The sequence below is a fragment of the Streptomyces sp. NPDC023481 genome (assembly GCF_055560195.1).
Window position 1 is genome coordinate 170,979 of record NZ_JBVHJE010000005.1, and the last position, 23,364, is coordinate 194,342.

The window sequence follows — 23,364 nt, forward strand, 5'->3', positions numbered from 1 at the left end:
GCGGTCCACGAGGGTGATCGTGGATCTTCGCGCCACCGGCGGCGGACAGCGGTGAGGGCCGTCCCGGCCGGGACGGCCCTCGGCGCGGCGGGCGCGGTCAGTGGACGGCCGGGACCAGTCCCAGCAGGGGCGCGGCGGGGGCGACGACCTGCTCCAGCTGGTTGAGCTGGTTCAGCTCGCGCAGGTGCTTCAGCTCCCCCACCTGTTCACTGACCCGCGGGACGCGGTTCCTTTCCGGTGCCGGGATGTCACTGACGGCGAGCGAGTCCAGCGTGCTCAGCGCGCCGAGCCGGCCGACGAGCGGTGCGCCGGTGCCCGCCGCGCTCGCCTGCGGTGCGGCGAGGCCGGCGACCCCGGCGGCCAGACCGACGGCGGCGACGATACGTCGTGTTGAGATCATGTCCCTGCAACGGCCGCGGGCCCCGGCCGGACACGGGTGGCGGGCCGCGCTCACCCGTGAGGCGGAGGACGGCGGCCGGGCTTGCCGGCGCCGCCGGGGCGGAGCAGGCTCGGAGATGGGGCCCGTGCGGCCCGCTCCCGACCGGGCCGCGGGCGCCTGAAGGAGGTCACCATGGGTACCGCGACGGGTTCCGCTTTCGACACCGAGAAACTGCGCCGGGCCATCGAGGGCGACACCGGCAACAACCTGCTGTCGCTGTACGCGGACGACGCCGAGATCCGCATCGTCGACCGCAACAACCAGCCCAGTCATCCCACCGTCCTGCACGGCCGGGGCCAGATCGCCGAGTTGCTGGACGACATCTACAGCCGCGACATGACGCACAGGCTGGACCGGTGCGTCGTCCAGGGCGACCAGGCCGCGTACAGCGAGTCCTGCGAGTACGCGGACGGCACCCGGGTGCTCGCCGAGTCGATGGTCACCCTGCGGGACGGCAAGATCGCCGATCAGCTCATCGTGCAGGCCTGGGACGAGTAGGAGGAGCAGGAGGAGGAGTAGGACGGAGGGCACCCGGCGGGTACGGCGGGCGCCGGAAGGAGGGTCGCGCCGGTCCGGGCCGCCGTACGGCCGGCCCGGACCCCGGCGGCCGCGGCCGACCGGGGCCGTGAGGGGCCTACGCGCCCTCGGTTACGCTGTACGCGGGCCGTGACTGGCGCTGAGGTGGAGCACCACCGGGGAGCGGTCCGTGGTGGTTGCCGCGCGCCTGGGCGAGGAGAGTCGATCCAGCTCAGGAGAGTGCAGCATGACCCAGGCCCGGTTGATGGACGGCACCGCGCCCGCCCGCCGCATCGTGCGGGACACCGCGAGGAGGGCCGCCGATGTCACCGAACGCACCGGTACCGCTCCCTGTCTCGCGACCGTGCTCGTCGGCGAGGACCCGGCGTCGGTGACGTACGTCCGGATGAAACGGAACCGCTGCCGCGAGGCCGGCATCGAGTCCCGGCACGTGGCGCTGCCCGCGAGCACCACGACCGCCGAACTCGTCGGTACCCTGCGGGAGTTGTCGGCCGACCCGGGGGTGCACGGGATTCTGCTCCAGCATCCGGTGGGTGACCACGTCGACGAGCGGGCCGCTTTCGAGGCGATCGCGCCGGAGAAGGACGTGGACGGCGTCACCTTCGCCTCGTTCGCCACGATGAGCTTCGGACTGCCGGGCTTCGTCTCCTGCACACCGGGCGGCATCGTGCGGCTGCTGGACGAGTACGGCGTCGACCCGGCCGGGAAGCGGGCCGTGGTGGTGGGCCGCAGCGCGATCCTCGGCAAGCCGGTGGGGATGCTCCTGCTGGCCCGGGACGCGACCGTGACCTACTGCCACTCGCGCACCCGCGACCTGTCGGCGGCGGTCCGGGAGGCCGACATCGTCGTGGCCGCGGTGGGCCGGCCGCGGCTGATCCGCGGGCAGGACGTCAAGCCGGGCGCGGTCGTGATCGACGCGGGCTACAACGCGGGGAACGTCGGCGACGTCGACTTCGACTCCGCCGTGGAGCGTGCCGCGCTGATCACCCCGGTGCCGGGCGGGGTGGGTCCGATGACGATCGCCACGCTGCTGGAGCAGACCGTGGCGGCCGCCGCCCGGCAGCTCGGGGTGTGACGGGCGGCGGCGCGGTCAGCGCCGAGCGTGCGGAGGAACTGCGGCAGGCGTACGAGACACGGTACCGGGTGCTGCGGGGAAGGCTGCTGGCCTGCTGTGTACTCGGGTGCGCGCTGCTGGCGGCCGCGGTCCTGGTGGCGTCCGCCGCCTAGCCGGGGGGTGCGTCGGTTCAGGTCCGGGACCACTTCTGGTTGGCGCCGCCGTTGCAGGTCCACAGCACCAGCGGGGTGCCGTTGCCGGTGCCGGCGTCGGACGCGTCCAGGCACAGTCCCGCGTGGACGTTGGTGATCGTGCCGTCGGTGCCGACGGTCCACTTCTGGTTGTCCTGGCCGTTGCAGTCCCAGATGACGACCTTGGTGCCGTCGGTGGTGCCGAGGTTGTAGGCGTCGAGGCACTTGTCGCCGTAGACGACGAGTTCCTTGCGGGAGGTGTAGGTCCAGGCCTGGTTGGCGCCGCCGTTGCAGTCCCACAGTTCGGCCGGGGTGCCGTTGGTGATCGTGTTGTCGTACACGTCGGCGCAGCGGCCGGACTGCCGGCCCGCGAGCAGGGTGGCGCCGGTGCCCGGCAGCGGGCGCACGGTCAGGGCGCCGAGGGCCGGACCGCCGGTGAACACCAGGGAGTTGGCGCTGCCCCTGGTGAGGTGCGCCTGCACCGAGACCGTGCCCTGGCCGGCGCCGGTGGGCGGGAAGGACACCGTCGTCGGGGTCTGGCCGTTCACCTGGAGGGAGCCGGTGACGGCGGTGGAGCCGGTGTTGGTGTAGGCGATGTCGACCACGTTCAGGCCGGTGTCGGCTGCGGTCACGCCGGTGTACCGGCCGGCCTGGGACGCACTCGCGCCGCTGCTCGCCGCCTCGGTGCCGGTGACCTTCAGCAGTACCGAGCCGCCCGCCGGGACGCTGGTGGTGTAACTCGTGGCGTGGGAGCCGAGGTTGCCGCGTGCCCACAGGTCCCGGACGGCGGCCGTGGCTCCGGTCAGGCCGAGGTCGGACCAGCGGACGGTGATGTCATGGGCGGCGGAGGTGCGGTTGAGGAGGACGACGGCGCGGTTCCCGGTGCCGGCGAGGACCTTGCCGTACGTCTGGAGGCCGGTCGCGTCCTCGGCGACCTTCACGCCCTGGAGGCCGCGCGGGTCCTGGTCGACGGCGATGACCTCGGGGTTCTTCAGGATGGCGGCCGTCTCGGCGGACAGGGTGGTGAGGTCGTTGCCGGCCAGCAGCGGGGCGCCGGAGAGCGCCCAGAGGGCCATGTGGGTGCGGTTCTGGGCGGCGGTGAAGCCGGGCATGCCGACCATCAGCATGTCGGGGTCGTTGTAGTACCCGGTGTGCTGGGCGGCGGGGTGCAGCGCCTGGTCGAAGTTGGCGAGCATGCTGCTCTGCGAGGGCGCGTCGCCGTAGTAGACGATGTCGGTGCTGGTGCGCCACATGGGGGCGAGGCCCGGTCCCCAGTTCCAGGGGTTCTGCTTGCCCCAGTTGCAGACGGACAGGGTGAGCGGGCGGCCGGTGGCGGCCGTGGCCTTGGTGACGGCGGTGCTGATCTCCTGGTAGGTCTTCGCCGCGTCCAGTCCTTCGGCGTCGCCGCCGCACCAGTCGACCTTGACGAAGTCGAAGCCCCACCTGGAGAACTGGAGCATGTCCTGCTCGTAGTGGCCCTCGCTGCCGGAGCCGGGGGCGGCGGGCCGGCCGGTGGGGTAGTAGTAGCCGCAGCCGTTCTTGCCGGCGTCCGTGTAGATGCCGGCCTTGAGGCCCTTGCTGTGGATGTAGTCGGCGATGGCGCTCATGCCGCCGGGCCATTCGCCGGTGTCGACGGTAATGTTGCCGGCGCTGTCCCGGGTGCCCTGCCACCAGCCCTCGTCGATGTTGACGTACCGGTAGCCGGCGCCGGGGAGGCCGGCCGTCACGAGGGCGTCGGTCTGCCGCTTGATGACGTTGTAGTCGATCTTCGCGGCGAAGCTGTTCCAGGACGCCCAGCCCATGGGCGCGGTGGGCACCGGTACCTGACGGGGCGTCACGGCCGCCCGGGCCTGGACCGGCTGGACGAAGAGGAGGGCGGCGGCCACGGCGAGGAGGGGAACGAGCAGGCGTACGACGGCGGTGACCCAGCGGCGTGCGGGGCCGCCGGCGCTCGGACGGGGTGGGGGGAACATCGGCGCCTCCGCGGGCGGAACCGGTGGTCGGGTGGTCGGGTGGCCAACATGGCCGACATATCGAACGCAGATCGGTGAACCGAACAACTGCGGGCCGACCGTAGAGCCGCCCGGGGGCGAAGTCAACGGCTGCGGCAGGCGTGAATCCGTGGAGGACCACACGCCGTTGGGGCACGGGTCCCGGGCGGAGCGGCCATACTGGCTGTCGTGCGCGTTGCGATCATGACGGCGGGTTCCCGGGGCGACGCCGCCCCCTACACCGGGCTCGGACACCGGCTCGTGCTGGCCGGGCACGAGGTCACCCTGGTCACGCACGGCCGCTTCGAGCCGCTGGTGGCCGGCTCCGGGGTGCGGTTCCACGCGCTGCCGGTGGACCCGCGGGCGGAGCTGGAGTCCCCGCGCGGCCGGGGCCTGCACCAGAGCTCCAGCGGCGCCGGAAAGCTGCTGCGGGTGGTGGCGCTGGCGCGGCACGCGGTCGGGCGGATGACCGAGGACCTGCTGACCGCGGCCCGGGACAGCGACGTGCTGCTGCTGTCCGCCTCCCTGGCCCCGCTCGGGCACACCATCGCCGAGGGGCTGCGGCTGCCGAGCCTGGGCGTCTATCTGCAACCCCTGTCCGCCACCCGGGAGTTCGCCCCCGCGGTGCTGGGTGGCGGATCCTGGGGAGGGCCGGCCAACCGGCTCGCCGGGCAGGGCGTGAGCCTGGCCGTGGAACGGGTCTTCTCCGGCGCGGTGCCGGCCCTGCGCGCCCGGCTCGGCCTGCCCCCGCTGCGGACCGGCGCGGCGCGGCGGGCCCGGGAGCGGCGGCTGTGGCCGGTACACCACGGCTTCAGCCCCTTGGTGGTGCCCCGGCCCGGCGACTGGCGGCCCGGCCTTCAGGTGGACGGTTACTGGTGGCCGTACGACACGGAGACACAACTGCCCGAGCGGGTGCGGGAGTTCCTCGAAGCCGGGCCGCCCCCGGTGTTCGTCGGTCTGGGCAGCGCCACCGTGCCGGACGCCCGCGGGCTGAGCGCGCGGGTGGTGGCGGCGCTGCGGCGGGCCGGGCTGCGCGGGGTGATCCAGCGCGGCTGGGGCGGGCTCGCGGCCGACGGGGACGACATGCTGACCGTCGGCGAGGTCCCGCACGCGGGGCTCTTCCCGCACATGGCCGCCGTGGTCCACCACGCGGGCGCGGGCACCACCGCGGCGGGGCTGCGCGCCGGGGTGCCGGCCGTGCCGGTGCCGGTGCAGTTCGACGCGGGGTTCTGGTCCGCCCGGCTGGCCGCCCTGGGCGTCGCCCCGGCCGTCGTACCGCTGGGCCGGCTGACCGTGGACGCGCTGTCCGCCGCGCTGGTACGGGCCACCCGGGACCCGGCGTACCGGCGGCGCGCGGGCGGCCTGGCCGCGCGCCTGCGTGACGAGGACGGCACGGCACCGGTGCTCGCGGCACTGGCCCGGCTGGAGGGCCGGCCGTAGGGCGGCGCCGGCCCCCGGTGGCCCCGTGTCGAGGGGGCGCGGTCAGCCCATGGTGAGCACCATGCGGAAGCGGGCGGCGCCGGCGAGCATCTTGTCGTACGCCTCCCCGGCCTGCTCCAGCCGGACCGGTTCGGTCATCGGGCGGATGCCGTGCAGGACGCTGAACGCCATCGTGTCCTCGACGTCCTGCGAGGTGCCGGACGGGTGCCCGCGTACCACCCGGCCGGCCATGAGCAGCTGGGCCGGGCTGATGCCCAGGGGTGCGGTGTCCGCGCCGATGGCGACGAGTTCGCCGCGGTGCGCCAGGCCGTCCACGGTGGCCGTGATGGCCTCGGAGTTCCCGGCGGTGGCCAGCACGACCCTGGCGCCGCCGAGGGACTGCAGCGCCTCGGCGACCGGGGTGCCGGAGGTGCTGTCGATGTAGTGGTGGGCACCGAGCTGCTTGGCGAAGTCGGCCTTCTCGGCGCCCCGGGCGATGCCGACGGTCTCGAAGCCCATCGCGACCGCGTACCGCACCCCGAGGTGGCCCAGCCCGCCGAGCCCGAGCACCGCGACCAGGTCGCCGGGCCGGGCGGAGCTGCGCCGCAGACCGTTGTACGTGGTCACGCCCGCGCAGGCCATCGGTCCGGCGTCGCTCGCGGCCAGCCCGTCGGGGATGCGGGCGAGCGCGTCGACGGGCGCGATCACCTTCTCGCCGAAGCCGCCGTCGTAGGTCCAGCCGGGCACCTTCAGGTTGCGGCACACGACGAAGTCGCCCTCGCGGCAGGGCGTGCAGTGGCCGCAGCTGCCGCCGAACCAGCCCACGGCCACCCGGTCGCCGACCTGCCAGCCGTACTCCCGCACGCCCTGGCCCAGTTCCTCGATGTGCCCGGCGATCTCGTGCCCGGGGACCTCCGGGAAGGAGACGCCGGGGAGTTGGCCGCTCACGAAGAGGGCGTCGCTGTGGCAGACCCCGCACGCCTCGACGGCGATCCGCACCTGGCCGGAACCCGGCTGCGGCACCTCGCGTTCGACCAGCTCGAAGGTGCCGCCCGGCTGGGTCACCTGCGCGACTCGGTAGGTACTCATGGTCTCTCCGCGGTAGGGGTACGACGGCCCCCCCGCACCAGCAGACCAGCTCCGGCCCGATCCCGCGCGCCGAACCGGGCGCGCCCCCGCTGACCTGGGCGGGGCCGTGGGGGTGAGGCGGCGGCCACGCGGCGCCGCCTCGGTGGGAAGGAGGCCGGTCCGGCGGGCGCGCGTGACGTCCCCCTCACCCCGCCGTCGTCAGAAGCGCGCCGCGACCCACGCGGCCAGCTCGGACCGCGCTGCGGCCAGCAGGTCCGCCGAGGGGGCGGTGGCGCCGTTGGTGACCAGGGCGTAGTGCGGGACGCCGGAGTCCGTGTCGGTGAGCAGGAGCCGGCGGCTGCCGGTGCCGCCCGGCTCCGGGGCGACGGCAACCGGGGTGGATGAGGTGTACGCGGGCGGTCCGTACACCGTGCCCAGGTCGGAGACGACCGTGGTGGCAGCGGTCGGGAAGGACGCCGGCAGGTGCAGGTCGGTGGGCGCGGTGCCGTCGCCGGAGCGCCACACGAGCAGCCCGTACTGGCCCGTGCCGACGAGTTTCGCCACGTTCGGCAGGGAACCGGGGACGGGGTTCCAGGTGAGGGTGGTGGAGCCGTCGCGGGAGCGGTCCTCGTAGGTGAAGGCGAGGGTGGTGCCGGCCGTGGCGCCCGGGTAGAGGCGGTCCAGGAGGCGGGCGTCCTGGCGCAGGACGGCGGTCCCGGAGTCGTCGAGCCGTACCGCCGAGAGGTCCTCGTCGTTCCAGGCGTCACCGGCGGTGAGCACCTTGCCGGGGTTGCCGTTCATCGGCTCGTGGTGCCGGCCGCTGTAGAGGTCCCACTGCCACTGGGTGCCGGACAGCACCGGGCCCGAGGCGGCCGGGTTCGCCCACCAACCCGCTCCGGACAGACGGGAGTCGAGGCCCTGGTACATGGCCTTCAGGACGGTCGGTGCCTTGTCGGCCACCGTGCCGGACAGGGGGTGGCCGAACTCGCTGACCACGGCGGCGGTTCCGGCGGCCGCGGCGCGGTCGCGGACGGCGGCGAAGTCGGTGGCGTACTGGCCGTCGGCCGCCTTGCCCCACATCAGGACGCCGGAGATGGCCTTCTGGTCGTAGAAGTGGGTGTTGAGGACGTAACCCGGGCCGAGCGTGCCCGCGTCGAGCAGGCCGCCCTCCTGTCGCTGCGTGGAGATGTTGGAGTTCCAGAACAGGTTCGGCTCGACGAAGGCGGGCTTGTCCTTCCAGCCGGCCGCGTCCATGCGGGCGCGGAACCGCACGTAGAACGGCCAGAGCAGGTCCCGTTCCCAGGTGCGGGAGGTCTGCCCGGAGTCGTAACTTCCGGCGTACGGCTCGTTGTACGGGTCGAAGCCGGCGACTCCGGCGAACTGCACGACGCTCAGGTGCTGTCGCAGGTAGGCCATGGTGGTCTGAGCGGTGGCGAGGAACGCGTCCTGCAGGCCGTGGGCGTTGTGCCAGAAGTCGTACTGGGCCTTCTGCACGGCCGTGTTCTGCGTGATGTTCTGGCCCCAGAAGAGGCAGATGCCGCAGGACTCCTTGGGGTAACCCCCGGCGGCCACCGCCCATGCGGGGGCGCCGTCGCCGGTGTACCAGCTGCCGGTGTCGAACAGGTACCGGGAGTAGAGATCCTGGTGGAAGTCGGGGTAGACCCGGATGCCCGCGTCCAGGAAGGCGCCCATCTGTTCGGTGGCGGCGGCCAGGTAGCCGGTGTCCACCTGGCCGCGTGCGGGCTCGGCGTGGGCCCAGGAGAGCAGGAAGCGGACCGCGTTGCCGCCGCCGAGGGCGCGCAGCGCGACCGCGGCCTTGCGCGCGTCGGCGGTGGAGGCGAAGGGCAGGCCGGCGTTCTCCTCCAGTTTGGTCTCGCCGGAGACGTTGTAGCCGCGCAGGACGATCTCGCGGCCCTGGCCGTCGGTGAACCGGCCGTCCCGCACGGTCAGCGCGGCGCCGTCGAACCAGAGGGAGTCGGAGGGGGTGGCGGCGGTGGCGGGCGGAGCTCCCGCCACCGCCAGGGATCCGCTGAGGACGACCAGCACGGCCAGCAGACGTACCCGTGAGGTAGGCATGTCCACCACGGTCCGGCGATGTCCGGAAAGCGTCAATAGCTTCTGACTCTCAAGTAAGTTGACTATGGGTCAGCTCACTTCGGGTGTCACTCCCCGACCCGGCGCGTGAAGCTCAGCAGGTACTCCTTCCGGTTCAGCGGGTTGTGGTCGGTGCGCGGCCGTTCCGGGACCGTCCCCCGGGTCACCGGCGCGTAGTGGTCGAAGGCCGTCTCCAGCTCGCCCTCGCCCCGGGTCAGCCCCGGCAGCCGCTGCTCCAGCGCGTGCACCCGGGCGGCCGGCACGGTGCCCTCCAGGAGGCAGACCGCGGCGCGCGTGCCCGTGCTCTCCGGTACGGCGCCGAGCCGGGCCAGCACCGGCAGCAGCGCGCCGAGCGTGTCGGCCGGCGCCTCCAGGCGGAAGCGGTGCACCGGCTCGTGCACCAGGGTGCCGGCGCGGCGCAGCGCCTCGGTCAGGACGAGCGGGGTCAGGCCCCGGAAGTCGTAGCCGGTGCTCGACATGCTCTTGTCGAAGCGCTGGTGCGCGTGGCTCTGCCGGGGCGAGTAGCCCGAGTGGGTCATGGTGACCGTGCAGTCGGTGACCTGCCAGCCGTGCAGCCCCTGGCCGAGCGTCTCCCGGACGGTGTCCTCGACGGCCTTGAAGAAGGCGTACGGCATCGAGCCCAGCTCCACCTCCCTGCGGAGGGCGACGCCCGTGCCGGGCGGGGCGGGGTCGACGCGCAGGCCGACGGTGGCGAGGAAGGGGTTGCCGTCCTTCCTGTTGAACTCGACGGCGTGCCCGCTGCCGACCGGGCGTTCGACGCACAGGGTCGTCGTCTCACGGAAGGTGACGGCCAGCCCGTAGTCGTCGGCGAGGGTGGCCTGGACGACCTCCTTCTGCACCTCGCCGTAGAGGGACACCGAGGTCTCCCCCCGCAGTTCGTCGTGGCGGACGCCGATGAGCGGGTCCTGCTCGGCGAGCTGGGTGAGCGCGAGGTGCAGCGAGCGCCGGTCGGTGCCGGGGCCGGGGACGACGACCGTCTCCAGGGTGGGTGGCGCGAAGTGGTGCTCGTACGACCGTGCCGGGGCCCCGAGCGCGTCGCCGATCCGGACGCCGCCGAGGCCCCACACCTTGACGATCCGGCCCGCCGCGGCGCTGTCGGCCCGGGTGTCCGTGCCGTGGTCGAAGACGCTCAGGGCGGTCACGCGTCCCTCCTCGCCGGTGTCGCGGCGGCCGTCGCCGAGCGGGATCCGGTCGCGGACGCGCAGGGTGCCGGAGAAGAGGCGGGCGTACGCCGCCTTCTCCCCCGCCGGACCCCGCTCGATCTTGAAGACCGTGCCCGCCAGGGGGCCGTCCGGGTCGCCGGCAGCGGGGGGCAGCAGCCGCTCGATGCCGGCGATCAGCTCGGGCACGCCGGCGCCGGTGATCGCGGAGCCGAAGTACACCGGGTGGACGGACGCGCTGCGGGTCTGCGCGGCGAGGGCGCGGTACAGCCGGCCCGTCGGGACCCCGCCGTCGAGGTAGGCGGCGAGCAGCCCGTCGTCCCGGTCCGCCAGCGCCTCCAGCGCGGCCGGGCCGAGGCCGGGCCGGAACCGGGCGGCGCGCGTGCCGAGCCCGGTGGTCGTCCCCGTCGGGACGAGCGGTACGGCCAGCCGCCGGGCCATCTGGCGGAGTACGGCCTCCTCCCGGGCGCCACGCCGGTCGATCTTGTTGACGAAGACCAGGGTGGGCAGGCGCAGCCGGCGCAGGGTGCGCATCAGCACCCGGGTCTGCGCCTGGACGCCCTCGACCGCGGAGACGACCAGAACGGCACCGTCGAGCACGCCGAGCACCCGCTCCACCTCGGCGATGAAGTCCGGGTGGCCGGGGGTGTCGATGAGGTTGACGGTGACGCCGTCCAGCGGGAACGACACGACGGCGGACTTGATGGTGATGCCGCGCCGGCGCTCCAGCGCGAGGGTGTCGGTGGTGGTGCTGCCGGCGTCGACGCTGCCGATCTCCTCGATGACTCCGGCGGTGTGCAGGAGCCGCTCGGTCAGGCTCGTCTTACCCGCGTCGACATGGGCCAGGATTCCCAGATTGAGCAGAGGCACGAAGTGTCATGTCCTTGAGAGAGTGGGTGGATCCTTCCGGGCTGGACATGAACGGTGCGCGCATGATCGCTCCTGGCGGGTTGCGGGAACTCGACCGGTGCAGTGCAGCAGAACGGCGACGGCACCGCCAACGGATTAACGTTCAACCGGATGCCGTGCCGGGTGCGGCGGGGGCCGACGGGCCGAGGAGCGGACGATGCGTGAGATTCTCGCGGTACTGGACCGGTGGTACGCCGCCCGGGTGCCGTTCGGGCTGGCCACGGTCGTCTCGGTCAGCCGCAGCGCGCCCCGCGGGCCCGGCGCCGCGCTGGCGGTCGGCCCGGGCGGCGAAGTGGTCGGCAGCGTCTCCGGGGGCTGCGTGGAGGGCGCGGTGTTCGAGCTGGCCCAGGAGGCCGTGGAGACCGGCGCGGTCCGGCTGGTGACGTTCGGCTACAGCGACGAGGACGCCTTCGCGGCGGGGCTCACCTGCGGCGGTGAGATCACCGTCCTGGTCCGGCCGGTGACCCCGGCCCGGGATCCCGTGTTCGGCGCGGTCGCCGCGTCCGTCGCGGCCGGTGAGCCGGTCACCGCGGCCACCGTGGTCGACGGGCCGGCGCCGCGCGGCGCCACCCTCGCGGTGTGGCCCCGGACGGCCGCCGGCAGCCTGGGCACCCGGGGTCTCGACGCGGCCGTGGCCGCCGAAGCGCGCGGCGACCTCGCCCTCGGCGTGACCGGCCTGCGGCACTACGGGCCGCACGGGGAGCGGCGCGAGGACACCGTCACGGTGTTCCTGCACTCCTTCGCGCCGCCGCCGCGCATGCTGGTGTTCGGCGCCATCGACTACGCCGCGGCCGTGGCCCGGCTCGGGGACTTCCTCGGCTACCGGGTCACCGTGTGCGACGCCCGGCCGGTGTTCGCCACGCCCCGGCGGTTCCCGGCGGGCGTGGAGGTCGTCGTGGACTGGCCGCACCGGTATCTGCGCGGCACGCACACCGACGGGCGGACCGTGATCTGTGTCCTCACCCACGACCCGAAGTTCGACGTGCCGTTGCTGCGGGAGGCGCTGCGCCGCCCGGCGGCCTACATCGGGGCGATGGGCAGCCGGCGCACCCACGACGACCGGCTCCGCCGGCTGGTCGACCTGGGCCTCACCGACGAGGAACTGTCCCGCCTGCGCTCCCCGGTCGGCCTGGACCTCGGCGCCCGTACGCCGGAGGAGGTGGCGGTGTCGGTGGCGGCGGAGATCGTGGCGCTGCGGTGGGGCGGCAGCGGGGCGCCGCTGAGCGGGACGAGCGGGGCGATCCATCCGCACGGGTGGTCCGAGGTGCCGGGCTCCTGACGGGTCACCGGCAGGGCCCTCAGGACGTCGTACCCGACTCAGGTCACCGGTCCGAGGGTCCGGCCTGTCCCGCCGTGGATCCGGCTTCACCCGGGTCACGCCCCGGATCCTCCGCCACGGGCAGGCACTCGGCGAGCAGGTCGACGACGTCGCGCCAGGCTCGCCGCGCGTGCCGGGGGTGGTAGCCGACGCCGGGACGCACGGTGTGGTCGACCGGCGGGTGGTGGAAGGCGTGCAGGGCGCCGCCGTAGACCGTGAGGCGCCAGTCGACGCCCGCCGCCTGCATCTCCGCGGTGAACGCCTCCCGTTGCGCGGGTGGCATGATCGGGTCTTCCGAACCGACCCCGGCCCACACCGGGCAGCGGATGCGCGCCGCCTCGCCCGGCCGGCCCGTGACCAACCCGTTGACCGTCGCGATCGCGCGCAGGCTGACGCCGTCACGCCCGAGTTCCAGCCCGACGGCGCCCCCGGTGCCGTAGCCGACGGCGGCGATCCGGTCGGGGTCGGTCCGCGGCTCGGCGCGCAACACGTCGAGCGCCGCGTGGCCGATGCCCCGCATCCGGTCGGGATCGGCGAGCAGCGGCAGGCAACGGGACAGCATCTCCTCGGGGTCGCCCAGACAGCGCCCGCCGTGCAGGTCGAAGGCCAGCACCACGTATCCCAGCTCGGCGAGAGCATCGGCCCGGCGGCGCTCGACGTCGCCGAGCCCCGTGCCCTCCGGTCCGAGCAGCACCGCGGGCCGGCGGCCGGCACCGGCCGGGAGCGCGAGGTGCCCGATCATCGTCAAACCGTCGGCCGGATACTCGACCGTGCGCGTCGTGATCGTCGTCATGAGACGCGACTGTAGTGATCGTCGAGCCCGGTCCGGCCGGTTTTCTTCCGCCGGCAGAACAGCACGGCTGGTTTCGGTTCGTGGCGGTGGGGACACCTCCGCGCGGTGGTCCGCGCGGATCTGCTCCGGGTGGGCGAGGGCCGTGGTCATCCGGAGGGGGGCCGCTCGGAAGTAGGGGTCGGGGAGACGGGAAGCGGGCCGACGAGGGTCCCGTTGTTCAGTGTCCACCGGGTCTCTCCTGCGGCCCCGGCGCCCCGCTCGTCTCCGCCGGGGCGACAAGGTGCCCGGCAGGAGCACCAGGGCGAGGACGGCCGTGGCCGCGTACAGGCACGCCGAGCCGAGCGCCACGGCGTGCAGGCCGTGCAGGAAGCGGGTCCGGTCGGCCGGGGCTCCGGCGACCGCGCCGGCCACCGCGATGCCGATGGCGCCGCCGGTCTGGCGGGCGGTGTTGTTGAGGGCCGAGGCCAGTCCGGAGCGCTCGGCGGGCACGGCGCCGATGGCGGCGGCGACCACGGCCGGGGTGAGGAGGCCGACGCCGAGCCCCCACAGCAGGAACGCGGGGACGAGCAGCGCAGGGCCGGAGTGGGCCGTGGTCCGGCCGAGCAGGGCGAGTCCGGCGGCGGCGACGAGGAGTCCGGCGCCCGCCGGCACGCGGGCGCCGACACGGCTGGTGATCCTCCCGCCGAGCAGCGCGCACACGGCGAGCGGGGTGAACAGCGGAAGCAGCATCAGACCGGCCTGGAAGGCCGAGCGGTGCTGCACCGACTGCAGGAACAGCGGCAGCACGAACAGGGTGCCCAGGGTGCACAGGTTCATGATCCCGGCGGTGGCGTTGGCCGCGCCGAACGCCGGCCGGCGCAGCAGGGCGGGCGGGACCATCGCGCTGTCGCCGCGCCGGCGTTCGACGGCGGCGAGCGCGACCAGCGCCGCCGCGGCGACGAGGGCCGCCGCGAGCACGTCCGGGGCCGTCGCACCGGACCGGCCGCCCTCGATGAAGGCGAACGTCGTCGCGAGCAGGGCGAGGGCGCCGAGCAGCAGGCCGGGCAGGTCGAGCGGGTGGGCGGCCGGGTCCCGGCTCTCGCGGACCACGGCGAGGGTGAAGACCAGGGCGAGGAGCACGATCGGCACGTTGACGAGGAAGATCGCCCGCCAGCCCGGGCCGTCGGTCAGGGCACCGCCGAGCAGTGGGCCAGCGGGCAGGGCGAGGCTGCCGATGCCGGCCCAGACGCCGATCGCGCGGGCCCGCCGGGCCGGGTCGGGGAAGGCTCTGCCGATGAGGGCCAGCGTGCCGGGCAGCAGCAGGGCGGCGCCGACGCCCTGCACCACCCGGGCCGCGACCAGCACGGGCACGTCCGGGGCGAGGCCGCAGCCCAGCGACCCGGTGCCGAACACGGCGAGCCCGGCCAGCACGATCCGTCTGTGGCCGTACCGGTCCCCCGCGGTGCCGCTGGTGAGCATGAGCGCGGCCAGCGCCAGCGCGTATCCGTCGACCGTCCACTGGAGGCCGCCGACGTCCGTGCCCAGCCCCGACCCGATGGCGGGCAGGGCGACGTTGACGATCGTGACGTCGAGCAGCACCAGGAAGTACCCGGCGCACATGACGACGAGGACGGTGTACGGGGAGCCGGCGCGCGCGGCGGGGCGCACCGCGCGCCGCAGCAGGGTTGCCGGTGACTGGGCCATACCTCAGAGGTACCACCCGGCACTGACAATCCCCCGCCCCTGCTACTCGGGGTCTCCGGCCACCCGTGCGTGCAGGTGCTGGTCGTGCCAGCCGTCGGCGTGCAGCAGGGCGCTGCGCTGGGTGCCCTCGAAGGTGAACCCGGCCTTCTCCGCCACCCGGCAGGAGGCCGGGTTGGCCGTCGAGTGGCACAGGACCAGCCGGTGCAGTCCCAGGTCGGCCAGGGCCCAGCGGCTGAGCCGCCGGGCCGCCGTGACCGCGAGGCCGCCGCCGCGCGCCTCGGGCAGCAGCCAGTAGACGATCTCGGCGGTGCCGGCCGCCAGGTCGACGTCGTTGAGCCCGGCGAGTCCGACGGCGGCGCCGCCGCGTGGGGCGATGGCCCAGATCGCGCCGGTCTCGTCCCGCCGGCGCGCGTGCAGGCGCTCGATCCGGGCGCGGGCCTCGGCCCGGTCGCCGACGGTGAACAGGTTCCAGTGGCTGATCGCCGGGTCCCGTCCGGCGGTGAGCAGCGCGTCGGCGTCGGCGTCGTCCAGGCGCCAGGGCCGTAGCTCCAGGCCGCCGGGCAGCGGCAGCACGGGCTGTACTCCGCCGGACAGCCGGCCGGCGGGGACGACGGCGGGTATGCCTGGTCCGGGGGTCACCCGGTGATCATGCCAGGTCCGTTCCCCGCCGCGGCAGGCGGTGCAGGGTGACGTCCGTGAGCGCCGCGTCGGCGACGGTCGCCGTCAGGTAGGTGCAGTGGGGCTGGCGGCGGCGGTCGGTCGGGGAGCCGGGGTTGAGCAGGCGCAGCCCGCCGGGGGCGGTGGTGTCCCAGGGGATGTGGCTGTGCCCGAAGACCAGGACGTCCAGGTCCGGGAAACGGGCTGCGCAGCGGGCCTCGCGGCCCTGCGCCGGCCCGGTCTCGTGGACGACGCCGAAGCGCAGGCCGCCCAGTTCGGCGTACGCCACCTCGGGCAGCCGGGCGCGCAGCCCGGGGCCGTCGTTGTTGCCGTACACGCCGACCAGCCGGCGGCTGCGGCTCTCCAGCAGGTCGAGGGTGGCGGTGTCGACCCAGTCCCCGGCGTGGAACACCACGTCCGCGCGCGGGAGTTCGGCGAGCAGCTGCTCGGGGAGCCGCTTGGCCCGCTTGGGCAGGTGCGTGTCGGACATCAGCAGCAGGCGCACGCCGTCAGCCTCGGCGGGACGCCAGCCGGCGGTATCCGCTCACGGCGCCCAGGGCGGCGGCGCCCGCGCCGAGTGCGGTGGCGGCGGGGTGCCGGACCAGGATCTCCTGCCAGGAGCGGGCGTGCGCGGTGTCGTCGAAGGAGCCGTGCGCGCCCTGGTCGTCGGCGGGTGTCCGGTCGGCCGGTGCGAAGAGGTTGTCCAGGCCCGTGGGCGGGATGCGGTCGGTCTGCTGGGAGTCGAAGCCGGTGCGGGCCAGGTAGCGGTCGAGGAGCGCCGGGACGAACCGGTTGGCCCAGATGGTGGCCACGGTGGTGGCGCCGATGTAGTACTGCTTGCGGCCCGGGTGGTCGGCGGCGTACGCCACGCCCCGCGCGGCGACCTCGGGCTGGTAGATCGGTGGGACCGGCATGGGGTGCTTGGACAGCCGGGAGCGGACCCACTCGAACTGGGGGGTGTTGACCGCGGGCATCTGGGCGACGGTGACCCGCACGTTGCTGCCCCGGTGCAGCAGTTCGGTGCGCAGCGAGGAGGTGAAGCCGTTGATGGCGTGCTTGGCGCCGCAGTACGCGGACTGCAGCGGGATCGACCGTTCCCCGAGCGCGGAGCCGACCTGCACGATCGTGCCCCGGTCGCGGGGCAGCATGCGTTTGAGGGCCGAGCGGGTGCCGTTGACGAAGCCGAGGTAGGTGACCTCGGTGATCCGCCGGTACTCCTCGGGGGTGATCTCGTCGAACGGTGCGAAGACGCTGGCGAAGGCGCAGTTGATCCAGACGTCGATCGGGCCGAACTCCTTCTCCGCGGCCTCGGCGACGGCCTCCGTCTGGGCCGGGTCGGCGACGTCGGCGGGCTGTACCAGGGGCCGTCCGCCGAGCGCCGCGACCTCGTCGGCGGCCGCGGCCAGGCCGCCCTCGCCGCGGGCGACCAGGACGACGTCGGCGCCGCGCCGGGCGTACAGGCGAGCCGTGGCGCGGCCGATGCCGGCGCTGGCGCCGGTGATGACGACGGTCGGGGACATGCTCTTCTCCTCTTCTGCGTCTCCTGCGTGTGCGGTGGTCCCGGGACGCGGTCGCGGGACGGTCTTCCGGCTCACTCCGTCCGGTACGGTGCCGCCCTCTCCTCCACGAGGGTCAGGCCGAGGCCGGGTGCCCCGTCGGCGCCCGGTGTGATGCGGCCGCCGCGGGGGTCGAGGGCGCCGTCGAACAGGAGCCGCTCGATACGGACGTGGTCGTGGAACCACTCCAGGTGGCGCAGGTTGGGCACGGCGGCGGCGGCATGGGCGTGGGCGTGGGGCGCGCAGTGCCCGGAGACGTCGATCCCGCGCGCGTGGGCGAGGGCGGCGGCGCGCAGCCAGACGGTGATGCCGCCGCAGCGGGTGACGTCGGCCTGGAGGCAGTCGACGGCTCCGGCGGCCAGCATGTGCTCGAAGTAGGCGAGCGTGTAGCCGTATTCGCCGGCGGTGACGTCGATCGGGGTGCGGGCGCGGACGTCGGCGAGGGTGGTGAGGTGGTCGGAGGAGACGGGTTCCTCGAACCAGGTGACGCCGTGGTCGGCGAGCGCGCCGGCGATCCGTACGGCCTGGCCGGCGGTGTAGCCGCCGTTGGCGTCGACGTACAGCTCGACGCCGTCGCCGACGGTGGCCCGCGCGCGTGCCACCCGTTCCAGGTCGCGGTCCTGTCGGGAGCCCCACGACTCCCCGATCTTGATCTTGACGCGGGGGATGCCCTCGTCCTCGGCCCAGCCGCGCAGCTGGCGTTCCTGCCGGGCGGCGTCGTAGGTGGTGAAGCCGCCGCTGCCGTAGACGGGCACGTCGTCGCGGGCGGCGCCCAGCAGATGGACCAGGGGCAGGCCGAGCAGGCGGGCCTTGAGGTCCCACAGGGCGATGTCGACGGCGGCGATCGCCTGGGCGGCCACGCCGGGCAGTCCGGCGTTGCGCACCGCCCGGCACATCCGCTCGTTGGCGCGCGGCACGTCGTACGCGGACAGGCCGGTGACGGTGCCGGCGAGCAGTTCGCGGACGAGGTGGGCGGTGGCGGCGGGCGCGTAGGTGTAGCCGAGCCCGGTGGTGGCGCCGGCCCGGGCGGTGACCAGGACGAGGGTGGTCCTGTCCCAGGCGAGGGTGCCGTCCGCCTCGGGGGCGTCGGTGGGCACGGTGTAGACGGCGGTGTCCACGGCCTCGACGGCCGGCTGGTCGCTCATGGTCACCTCCGCAGCCGCCGCAGTCCGCCCACGGCCCCGAGGGCGACGGCGGCCACGGCGGCGGTCGTCGCCCAGCGGGCCGTACCGGACGGCTCGGCGGGCCGGTCGGCCAGCTTCTCGGGGTGGTCGGCGGGCAGGTTGCCGTCGAGGGCGAGGGCGAGGACCTCGGCGAGGTGCAGGGCGCGGCGGCCGGTGCCGCCCTGTTCGATCTGGGTGCGGCAGCTGAAGCCGTCGGCGAGGACCAGGCTGTCCGGGGCGGCGGCGCGGACGGCCGGCAGGACGCCCTGTTCGCCGACGGCCATGGACACCTCGTGGTGGCCGCGTTCGAAGCCGAAGTTGCCGGCCAGACCGCAGCAGCCCTCGTCGAGCACGTCGGCGTCGAGGTGGACCCGGCGCATCAGTTCGCGGTCGGCGTCGAACTTCATGATGGCGTGCTGGTGGCAGTGGGTCTGCACGGTCGCCTGCCGGGCGAGCCGCGGCGGCTGCCAGTCGTCGGGGGCGTGGTGGACGAGCTGTTCGGCGAAGGTGCGGGTCTGGGCCGCGAGCCGCTCCACGTCCTGGTCGCCGGGCATCAGCTCGGGGGCGTCGGAGCGGAAGACGGCCGTGCAGGAGGGTTCCAGGCCGATGACCGGGGTGCCGGCCTCCAGGTAGGGGCGCAGCACGTCGAGGGTGTGGCGCAGCACCCGTTTGGCGGCGGGCAGTTGGCCGGTGGAGATCCAGGTGAGGCCGCAGCACACCGGCCGGGTGGGGACGGCGACCCGGAAGCCGGCGTCCTCCAGGACCCGGACGGCCGACCGGGCGATGGACGGGTGGAAGTAGGTGCTGAAGGTGTCGGGCCACAGCACGACGGTGCGCGGGTCGGCCGGGTCGGGTTCCTCCCGGCCGCGCGCCCGCCACCACTGGAGGAATGACTCCTCGGCGAAGACGGGGGCCTGGCGGGCCGCGGCGACGCCGGCCAGCCGCTTGCCCAGGCGCGCCAGACCGGGCGCGTGGAGCGCCGAGTTGACCAGGGAGGGCGCGGTCCGGGACAGCCGGGCCCACAGGGGCAGCCAGCCCATGGAGTAGTGCGCCATGGGACGCAGCCGTCCCTCGTAGTGGTGGGACATGAACTCGGCCTTGAGGGTGGCCATGTCGACGCCGGTCGGGCAGTCGGACTTGCAGCCCTTGCACGCCAGGCAGAGGTCGAGGGCGTCGTGTACCTCGGTGGAGCGCCAGCCGTCCTCGATCGCGGAGTCGGCGTGGCCGTCGAGCATCTCGAACAGCAGCCGGGCCCGGCCGCGCGTGGAGTGCTCCTCCTCCATGGTGGCGCGGTACGAGGGGCACATGACGCCGCCGGAGTGGCCGCGGCAGTTGCCGATGCCGACGCAGCGCATGACCGCGCGGTTGAAGGAGTGGTCGTCCTCGGGGAAGCCGAAGTGGGTGGTGGGGGTGTCCGGCCGCCAGCTGGGGCCGAGCCGCAGCTGTCCGTCGACCGGGTTGGGGTGGACGATCTTGCCGGGGTTCATCCGGTTGCCGGGGTCGAAGAGCGCCTTCAGCTCGCCGAACGCGGTGACGAGCCGTTCCCCGAACATCCGGGTGAGCAGTTCGCCGCGGGACTGGCCGTCCCCGTGCTCGCCGGAGAGGGAGCCGCCGTAGGAGCAGACGAGGTCGGCGGCGCGTTCCAGGAAGCGCCGGAATCCGGCCACGCCCTCGGCGTTGCGCAGTCCGAAGGGGATGCGGGTGTGTACGCAACCCTGCCCGAAGTGGCCGTACAGGGAGGGGTGGTCGTAGTCGAACTCCTCGAACAGCCGCCTGAGGTCGCGCAGGTAGTCGCCGAGGCGTTCGGGCGGTACGGCGGAGTCCTCCCAGCCCTCCCAGGTCTCCCGGCCGTCCGGCGGGCGCGCGGTGACGCCGAGGCCGGCCTCGCGGGCCCTGAGCATCTTCTCCTCGCGCGCGGGGTCGTCGGAGAAGGCGACGTCCGCGTCCTTCTCGTCGCGGCCGAGGGCGTGGAGCAGCGCGTGTGCCTGGGCGTCGACGTCCTCCTGGCTGTCGCCGCTGTACTGCACCATCAGCCAGCTGTCGCCCTCGGGCAGGATGGCGAGCGAGTCCAGGTAGGCGCCCTCCTCGCGCATCAGCTGGGCCATGCGCCCGTCCAGCGCCTCCAGCTGGCTGGGCGAGCAGTGTTCCAGCAGGCGGGGGACGTCGTCGGCGGCGGCGCAGATGTCGTCGTACCCGAGGACGAGCAGGGACTTGTACGGCGGTACGGGCACGAGGTCGATCTCGGCGCGCAGGACGGTGACCAGGGTGCCCTCGCTGCCGACGAGGGCCTTGGCGACGTCGAAGCCGTTCTCGGGCAGCAGGGAGTCGAGGTTGTAGCCGGAGACGCGGCGGGGGATCTTGGGGTAGCCGTGGCGGATGTCGGCCAGGTACTCGGTGGCGATGCGGTCGAGGCCGGCGTAGATCTCGGCGAGCCGGCCGCCGCCGGCGATGATCCGGGCGCGTTCGTCGGGCGGGGTGGGGCCGACCCAGGCGCGCTGCCCGTCGTAGGTGAGGATCTCCAGGCGCCGGACGTTGTCGACGGTCTTGCCGTAGGCCTGGGCGGTGGAGCCGCAGGAGTTGTTGCCGATCATGCCGCCGAGCGCGCAGTGGCTGTGGGTGGACGGCTTCGGGCCGAACTGGAGCCGGTGGCGGGCGAGGTACCGGTTGAGTTCGTCCAGGACGATGCCGGGCTCCACCACGCAGGTGCGCCGTTCGGTGTCGACGGAGATCACCCCGGTGCAGTACTTGCTCCAGTCGATCACCACGGCGGTGTTGGTGGACTGGCCGGCCAGGCTGGTGCCGCCGCCCCGGGAGAGGACGGGGGCGTCGAAGCGTGCGCAGACCGCGACCGCGCGGGCGCCCGCCTCCACCGTGCGGGGCACGACGACGCCCAGCGGGACCTGCCGGTAGTTCGAACCGTCCGTGGCGTAGGCGCCGCGGCTGCCCGCGTCGAAACGGACTTCGCCGTCCACCTCGGCCCGGAGTGCCGCCTCCAGGCCGGACCTGTCCGGAGGGGTCATCTGTGCTCCTCTAGCTCAGTCGGGTCACCGCCGTGCGTTGTCCGAGGCCGCGAGTACCCCGGCAAACAGACAGGCAAAACTGAACAGTCTGAGGTGTACAGCTCCAACTGGACAGTTTCGGCTGCCGGTCCTAACCTGACCGCATGGCCGACATCTCCGACTCCGCCGCTCGCGCGGCACGCGATCTGCGCGTGGTCTTCAGCAGGCTGCGGCGCCGCATCCGCGAGGTGGCGCAGGACGCCGACCTCAGCCCCTCGCAGGAGTCGGCGCTCGCCCTGGTCGGCAAGCACGGCGCGGCCACGGCCAGCGCACTCGCCGCGGCCGAGGGGGTGCGTCCGCAGTCCATGGCGACCACGCTGGCCGCCCTGGAGCGGCACGGACTGGTCCGGCGCGCTCCCGACCCCGACGACGGCCGCCGCCAGCTGGTCACGCTGACCGACGGCGGCCGGGCCCGCACCGAGGGCAACCGGCAGGTCCGTGAGGAGTGGCTGGCCCGCGCCTTCCAGGACCGCTACACCGAACAGGAGCGGCGGACGGTCCTCGCGGCACTGGAGCTGCTGGAACGGCTGTCCCGGCCGTGACGGCGGTGCTCGCGGCCCGCGCCGGGAGGGCGTTCGCCGCCATCCCGCCGCGGTACGCCCTGTCCCGGCAGGCCGGGCCGCCGTTCACAGGCCCGCGGCCGCCATACGTGTGCCCCCGCCTCGGCGCGCCGGGCGCGTCCGCCGCCACCGCGGCGGCCCGCCCGTATCGCGCCGGCCCCGTCCCTGCTCGCCGGCTAGGTGCTGCCGCCGGCGACGACCCGCCCGGCCGTCCCCTCGGCCGGCTCATTCCCCGCGTTTCCCCGGATTCCCGAAAGGCCTGACCGACCCATGTCGCTCACCACGCTCGACCCCCGCACCGCCCTCGTCGCGATCGACCTGCAGAGCGGCATCGTCGCCATGCCCACCCACCCCTTCCCGGGCCCGGAGGTGGTGGCCCGCACCGCCGACCTGGCAGGCGCGTTCCGCTCGCACGGGCTGCCCGTCGTCCTGGTCCGGGTGTCCTTCGCGCCCGACGGGGCCGACGCCGTCCCCGGGCGCACCGAGCGCGGGCCGCGTGGACTGGCCTTCCCCGAGGGCTGGGACGTCGTCGTCGGCGAACTGTCCGGGCACGCCGGTGACATCCATGTCACCAAGCACAACTGGAGCGCCTTCCACGGCACCGACCTGGATGTCCAGCTGCGCCGCAGGGGTGTCACGCAGATCGTGCTGACCGGCATCGCCACCAGCATCGGCGTGGAGTCCACCGCCCGCGACGCCTATGCCCACGGCTACCACGTCACGCTCGCCACGGACGCCATGGCCGACGCCGACGCCGAGGCGCACGCCAACAGCGTCGAGCGGGTCTTCCCGCGGCTCGGCGAGACCGGTACGACCGCGGAGATCCTCGAACTGCTCGCCAAGACCCGCGCCTGAGCGACCGGGTCAGTCCTCGCCGCGCACGATGTTGTCCTCGGCGTCCGGGCCCTGCCGGTGCGCCGAGGCGCTGTCCACGACGGCGGGCACGCAGGTGCGTACCCCTCGGTTCCGCAGGCGGTGGGCGGCGGCCCAGCCCGTCTCCGCGTCGGGTATGGCAGGTTTCTCGCTGGCATGCGCGGTCACGTCGTCCATCTTCCTTCTGCGCCCCGCCCGGTACGGGAACCGTCCGGTACGGAAGCCGTCCGATGCGGGAACCGTCCGGTGCGGGAGCCGTCCGCCGGGCCCGCCGGGGTCCGGCCGCGAATCTGTGTCCGACCGGGTCCCCGGGCGGCCGGGCCCGAAACACGGGCCCGGCGCGCGGCGTTCGGGCGCGGTTCAGGTACGCCCGCCGCCACCGCCGCCGAAGGACCCGCTGGAACCGGGCGACCAGCGGGGCCGGCTCTGGTCCTCGGCGCGCTTGCTGCCCACGTTGCCGAGCTGGTGGGGGGTCAGGCGCTCGCCGCCGTCGGCCGCGCGGGGCACCTCGTCGGGCTCACGGACCTCGCGCGTCTCGTGGACCGGCCCGGACGCCGGCATTGTGGGCTGCTCCTCGGGGCGCGGCGGCGCCGACTCCCGCTCGCGCACCTTGATGCCCAGCCGGAAGGCCCAGATCAGTCCCGCGACGCAGGCCAGACCGGCGAGCAGGATCAGGACGTATCCGAACACCTGAGCGCCGGCGGCCGCTTGGTACATGGCATTGTTCATGACCTCCGGGTACCCGGCCGAGCGGCGGATACGACCGGATGTGCGCAGGGCGTGGCGTGACCGGCCCCTCGGTCACCGCGAGTAGCCTCG

General features: G+C 74.3%; 20 protein-coding genes, 1 pseudogene and 1 riboswitch. Of the genes and pseudogenes, 7 read left to right on the forward strand and 14 right to left on the reverse strand.

Annotated features, from left to right (window positions below):
• Positions 1 to 97: 97 nt before the first annotated feature.
• Positions 98 to 400 carry a hypothetical protein gene (locus ACZ3ZD_RS13110; protein WP_467396104.1) on the reverse strand — a complete coding sequence of 101 codons (303 nt, stop codon included), beginning with the start codon at positions 398 to 400 and terminating at the stop codon, positions 98 to 100.
• 171 nt (positions 401 to 571) lie between these two features.
• On the opposite strand from ACZ3ZD_RS13110, the gene ACZ3ZD_RS13115 reads away from it, so the two are divergent.
• The 3 genes from ACZ3ZD_RS13115 (at position 572) to ACZ3ZD_RS13125 (ending at position 2,203) form a co-directional block, all read left to right on the forward strand.
• Positions 572 to 937 carry a nuclear transport factor 2 family protein gene (locus tag ACZ3ZD_RS13115; RefSeq protein WP_467396105.1) on the forward strand — a complete coding sequence of 122 codons (366 nt, stop codon included), beginning with the start codon at positions 572 to 574 and terminating at the stop codon, positions 935 to 937.
• 158 nt (positions 938 to 1,095) lie between these two features.
• Positions 1,096 to 1,176, forward strand: a riboswitch (ZMP/ZTP riboswitch).
• A 26-nt stretch (positions 1,177 to 1,202) separates the two neighbouring features.
• A complete protein-coding gene (locus ACZ3ZD_RS13120; RefSeq protein ID WP_467396106.1) occupies positions 1,203 to 2,051 on the forward strand; it encodes a bifunctional 5,10-methylenetetrahydrofolate dehydrogenase/5,10-methenyltetrahydrofolate cyclohydrolase in 849 nt (282 codons plus the stop codon).
• Positions 2,048 to 2,203, forward strand: a complete 156-nt coding sequence (locus tag ACZ3ZD_RS13125; protein WP_467396107.1) for a hypothetical protein — start codon at positions 2,048 to 2,050, stop codon at positions 2,201 to 2,203. Before ACZ3ZD_RS13120 ends, ACZ3ZD_RS13125 begins: the two co-directional genes overlap by 4 nt.
• Before the next feature lie 17 nt (positions 2,204 to 2,220).
• Here the strand turns inward: ACZ3ZD_RS13125 and ACZ3ZD_RS13130 are convergent, their stop codons facing one another.
• A complete protein-coding gene (locus tag ACZ3ZD_RS13130; protein ID WP_467396109.1) occupies positions 2,221 to 4,194 on the reverse strand; it encodes a ricin-type beta-trefoil lectin domain protein in 1,974 nt (657 codons plus the stop codon).
• Positions 4,195 to 4,416: 222 nt separating this feature from the next.
• On the opposite strand from ACZ3ZD_RS13130, the gene ACZ3ZD_RS13135 reads away from it, so the two are divergent.
• Positions 4,417 to 5,652: a glycosyltransferase gene (locus tag ACZ3ZD_RS13135; protein WP_467396505.1), complete on the forward strand. Its 1,236-nt coding sequence runs from the start codon at positions 4,417 to 4,419 to the stop codon at positions 5,650 to 5,652.
• Between the two features lie 42 nt (positions 5,653 to 5,694).
• Here ACZ3ZD_RS13135 and ACZ3ZD_RS13140 read toward each other — a convergent pair whose 3' ends face one another.
• The 3 genes from ACZ3ZD_RS13140 to ACZ3ZD_RS13150 all read right to left on the reverse strand — a co-directional run bounded on the left by ACZ3ZD_RS13140 (position 5,695) and on the right by ACZ3ZD_RS13150 (position 10,844).
• A complete protein-coding gene (locus tag ACZ3ZD_RS13140; protein WP_467396111.1) occupies positions 5,695 to 6,720 on the reverse strand; it encodes an alcohol dehydrogenase in 1,026 nt (341 codons plus the stop codon).
• Positions 6,721 to 6,918: 198 nt separating this feature from the next.
• Positions 6,919 to 8,775 (reverse strand): endoglycosylceramidase, encoded by a 1,857-nt coding sequence (locus ACZ3ZD_RS13145; RefSeq protein WP_467396113.1) that lies wholly within the window; start codon positions 8,773 to 8,775, stop codon positions 6,919 to 6,921.
• Between the two features lie 86 nt (positions 8,776 to 8,861).
• Positions 8,862 to 10,844, reverse strand: a complete 1,983-nt coding sequence (locus tag ACZ3ZD_RS13150; RefSeq protein WP_467396115.1) for a GTP-binding protein — start codon at positions 10,842 to 10,844, stop codon at positions 8,862 to 8,864.
• A 196-nt stretch (positions 10,845 to 11,040) separates the two neighbouring features.
• Between ACZ3ZD_RS13150 and ACZ3ZD_RS13155 the strand changes: the two genes are divergently transcribed.
• A complete protein-coding gene (locus tag ACZ3ZD_RS13155; RefSeq protein WP_467396117.1) occupies positions 11,041 to 12,162 on the forward strand; it encodes an XdhC family protein in 1,122 nt (373 codons plus the stop codon).
• 43 nt (positions 12,163 to 12,205) lie between these two features.
• Here the strand turns inward: ACZ3ZD_RS13155 and ACZ3ZD_RS13160 are convergent, their stop codons facing one another.
• The 7 genes and pseudogenes from ACZ3ZD_RS13160 to ACZ3ZD_RS13190 form a co-directional block, all read right to left on the reverse strand.
• Positions 12,206 to 12,994, reverse strand: coding sequence for a dienelactone hydrolase family protein (locus ACZ3ZD_RS13160; RefSeq protein ID WP_467396507.1), 789 nt, complete (start codon positions 12,992 to 12,994; stop codon positions 12,206 to 12,208).
• 237 nt (positions 12,995 to 13,231) lie between these two features.
• Positions 13,232 to 14,677 (reverse strand): annotated as a pseudogene (locus ACZ3ZD_RS13165) (MFS transporter); the annotation flags it as partial.
• A gap of 42 nt (positions 14,678 to 14,719) precedes the next feature.
• Complete coding sequence (locus tag ACZ3ZD_RS13170; protein ID WP_467396119.1) at positions 14,720 to 15,316, reverse strand: GNAT family N-acetyltransferase; 597 nt, start codon at positions 15,314 to 15,316, stop codon at positions 14,720 to 14,722.
• 7 nt (positions 15,317 to 15,323) lie between these two features.
• Entirely contained in the window at positions 15,324 to 15,839 is a 516-nt protein-coding gene (locus ACZ3ZD_RS13175) for a metallophosphoesterase family protein (protein WP_467396121.1), read from the reverse strand.
• Positions 15,840 to 15,843: 4 nt separating this feature from the next.
• Positions 15,844 to 16,854 carry an SDR family oxidoreductase gene (locus tag ACZ3ZD_RS13180; protein ID WP_467396122.1) on the reverse strand — a complete coding sequence of 337 codons (1,011 nt, stop codon included), beginning with the start codon at positions 16,852 to 16,854 and terminating at the stop codon, positions 15,844 to 15,846.
• 71 nt (positions 16,855 to 16,925) lie between these two features.
• Positions 16,926 to 18,035 (reverse strand): enolase C-terminal domain-like protein, encoded by a 1,110-nt coding sequence (locus ACZ3ZD_RS13185; protein WP_467396124.1) that lies wholly within the window; start codon positions 18,033 to 18,035, stop codon positions 16,926 to 16,928.
• A 2-nt stretch (positions 18,036 to 18,037) separates the two neighbouring features.
• Positions 18,038 to 21,073, reverse strand: a complete 3,036-nt coding sequence (locus tag ACZ3ZD_RS13190; RefSeq protein ID WP_467396126.1) for an FAD-binding and (Fe-S)-binding domain-containing protein — start codon at positions 21,071 to 21,073, stop codon at positions 18,038 to 18,040.
• A 143-nt stretch (positions 21,074 to 21,216) separates the two neighbouring features.
• Here ACZ3ZD_RS13190 and ACZ3ZD_RS13195 point away from each other — a divergent pair, with 143 nt between their 5' ends.
• Entirely contained in the window at positions 21,217 to 21,654 is a 438-nt protein-coding gene (locus tag ACZ3ZD_RS13195; RefSeq protein ID WP_467396128.1) for a MarR family winged helix-turn-helix transcriptional regulator, read from the forward strand.
• Between the two features lie 288 nt (positions 21,655 to 21,942).
• Positions 21,943 to 22,527, forward strand: a complete 585-nt coding sequence (locus ACZ3ZD_RS13200; RefSeq protein WP_467396129.1) for an isochorismatase family protein — start codon at positions 21,943 to 21,945, stop codon at positions 22,525 to 22,527.
• Positions 22,528 to 22,536: 9 nt separating this feature from the next.
• On the opposite strand, the gene ACZ3ZD_RS13205 is transcribed toward ACZ3ZD_RS13200, so the two are convergent.
• Positions 22,537 to 22,722 carry a hypothetical protein gene (locus ACZ3ZD_RS13205; protein WP_467396131.1) on the reverse strand — a complete coding sequence of 62 codons (186 nt, stop codon included), beginning with the start codon at positions 22,720 to 22,722 and terminating at the stop codon, positions 22,537 to 22,539.
• 183 nt (positions 22,723 to 22,905) lie between these two features.
• On the reverse strand, positions 22,906 to 23,274 hold the full coding sequence (locus ACZ3ZD_RS13210) for a DUF6479 family protein (protein WP_467396133.1): 369 nt from the start codon (positions 23,272 to 23,274) through the stop codon (positions 22,906 to 22,908).
• Positions 23,275 to 23,364 lie beyond the last annotated feature (90 nt).

Bases quoted from the DNA above. Each gene is read 5' to 3' on its own strand.
- ACZ3ZD_RS13110 (WP_467396104.1), bottom strand. From the start codon at position 400: ATGATCTCAACACGACGTATCGTCGCCGCCGTCGGTCTGGCCGCCGGG.
- ACZ3ZD_RS13115 (WP_467396105.1), top strand. From the start codon at position 572: ATGGGTACCGCGACGGGTTCCGCTTTCGACACCGAGAAACTGCGCCGG.
- ACZ3ZD_RS13120 (WP_467396106.1), top strand. From the start codon at position 1,203: ATGACCCAGGCCCGGTTGATGGACGGCACCGCGCCCGCCCGCCGCATC.
- ACZ3ZD_RS13130 (WP_467396109.1), bottom strand. From the start codon at position 4,194: ATGTTCCCCCCACCCCGTCCGAGCGCCGGCGGCCCCGCACGCCGCTGG.
- ACZ3ZD_RS13135 (WP_467396505.1), top strand. From the start codon at position 4,417: ATGACGGCGGGTTCCCGGGGCGACGCCGCCCCCTACACCGGGCTCGGA.
- ACZ3ZD_RS13140 (WP_467396111.1), bottom strand. From the start codon at position 6,720: ATGAGTACCTACCGAGTCGCGCAGGTGACCCAGCCGGGCGGCACCTTC.
- ACZ3ZD_RS13145 (WP_467396113.1), bottom strand. From the start codon at position 8,775: ATGCCTACCTCACGGGTACGTCTGCTGGCCGTGCTGGTCGTCCTCAGC.
- ACZ3ZD_RS13155 (WP_467396117.1), top strand. From the start codon at position 11,041: ATGCGTGAGATTCTCGCGGTACTGGACCGGTGGTACGCCGCCCGGGTG.
- ACZ3ZD_RS13160 (WP_467396507.1), bottom strand. From the start codon at position 12,994: ATGACGACGATCACGACGCGCACGGTCGAGTATCCGGCCGACGGTTTG.
- ACZ3ZD_RS13180 (WP_467396122.1), bottom strand. From the start codon at position 16,854: ATGTCCCCGACCGTCGTCATCACCGGCGCCAGCGCCGGCATCGGCCGC.
- ACZ3ZD_RS13185 (WP_467396124.1), bottom strand. From the start codon at position 18,035: ATGAGCGACCAGCCGGCCGTCGAGGCCGTGGACACCGCCGTCTACACC.
- ACZ3ZD_RS13190 (WP_467396126.1), bottom strand. From the start codon at position 21,073: ATGACCCCTCCGGACAGGTCCGGCCTGGAGGCGGCACTCCGGGCCGAG.
- ACZ3ZD_RS13195 (WP_467396128.1), top strand. From the start codon at position 21,217: ATGGCCGACATCTCCGACTCCGCCGCTCGCGCGGCACGCGATCTGCGC.
- ACZ3ZD_RS13200 (WP_467396129.1), top strand. From the start codon at position 21,943: ATGTCGCTCACCACGCTCGACCCCCGCACCGCCCTCGTCGCGATCGAC.
- ACZ3ZD_RS13205 (WP_467396131.1), bottom strand. From the start codon at position 22,722: ATGGACGACGTGACCGCGCATGCCAGCGAGAAACCTGCCATACCCGAC.
- ACZ3ZD_RS13210 (WP_467396133.1), bottom strand. From the start codon at position 23,274: ATGAACAATGCCATGTACCAAGCGGCCGCCGGCGCTCAGGTGTTCGGA.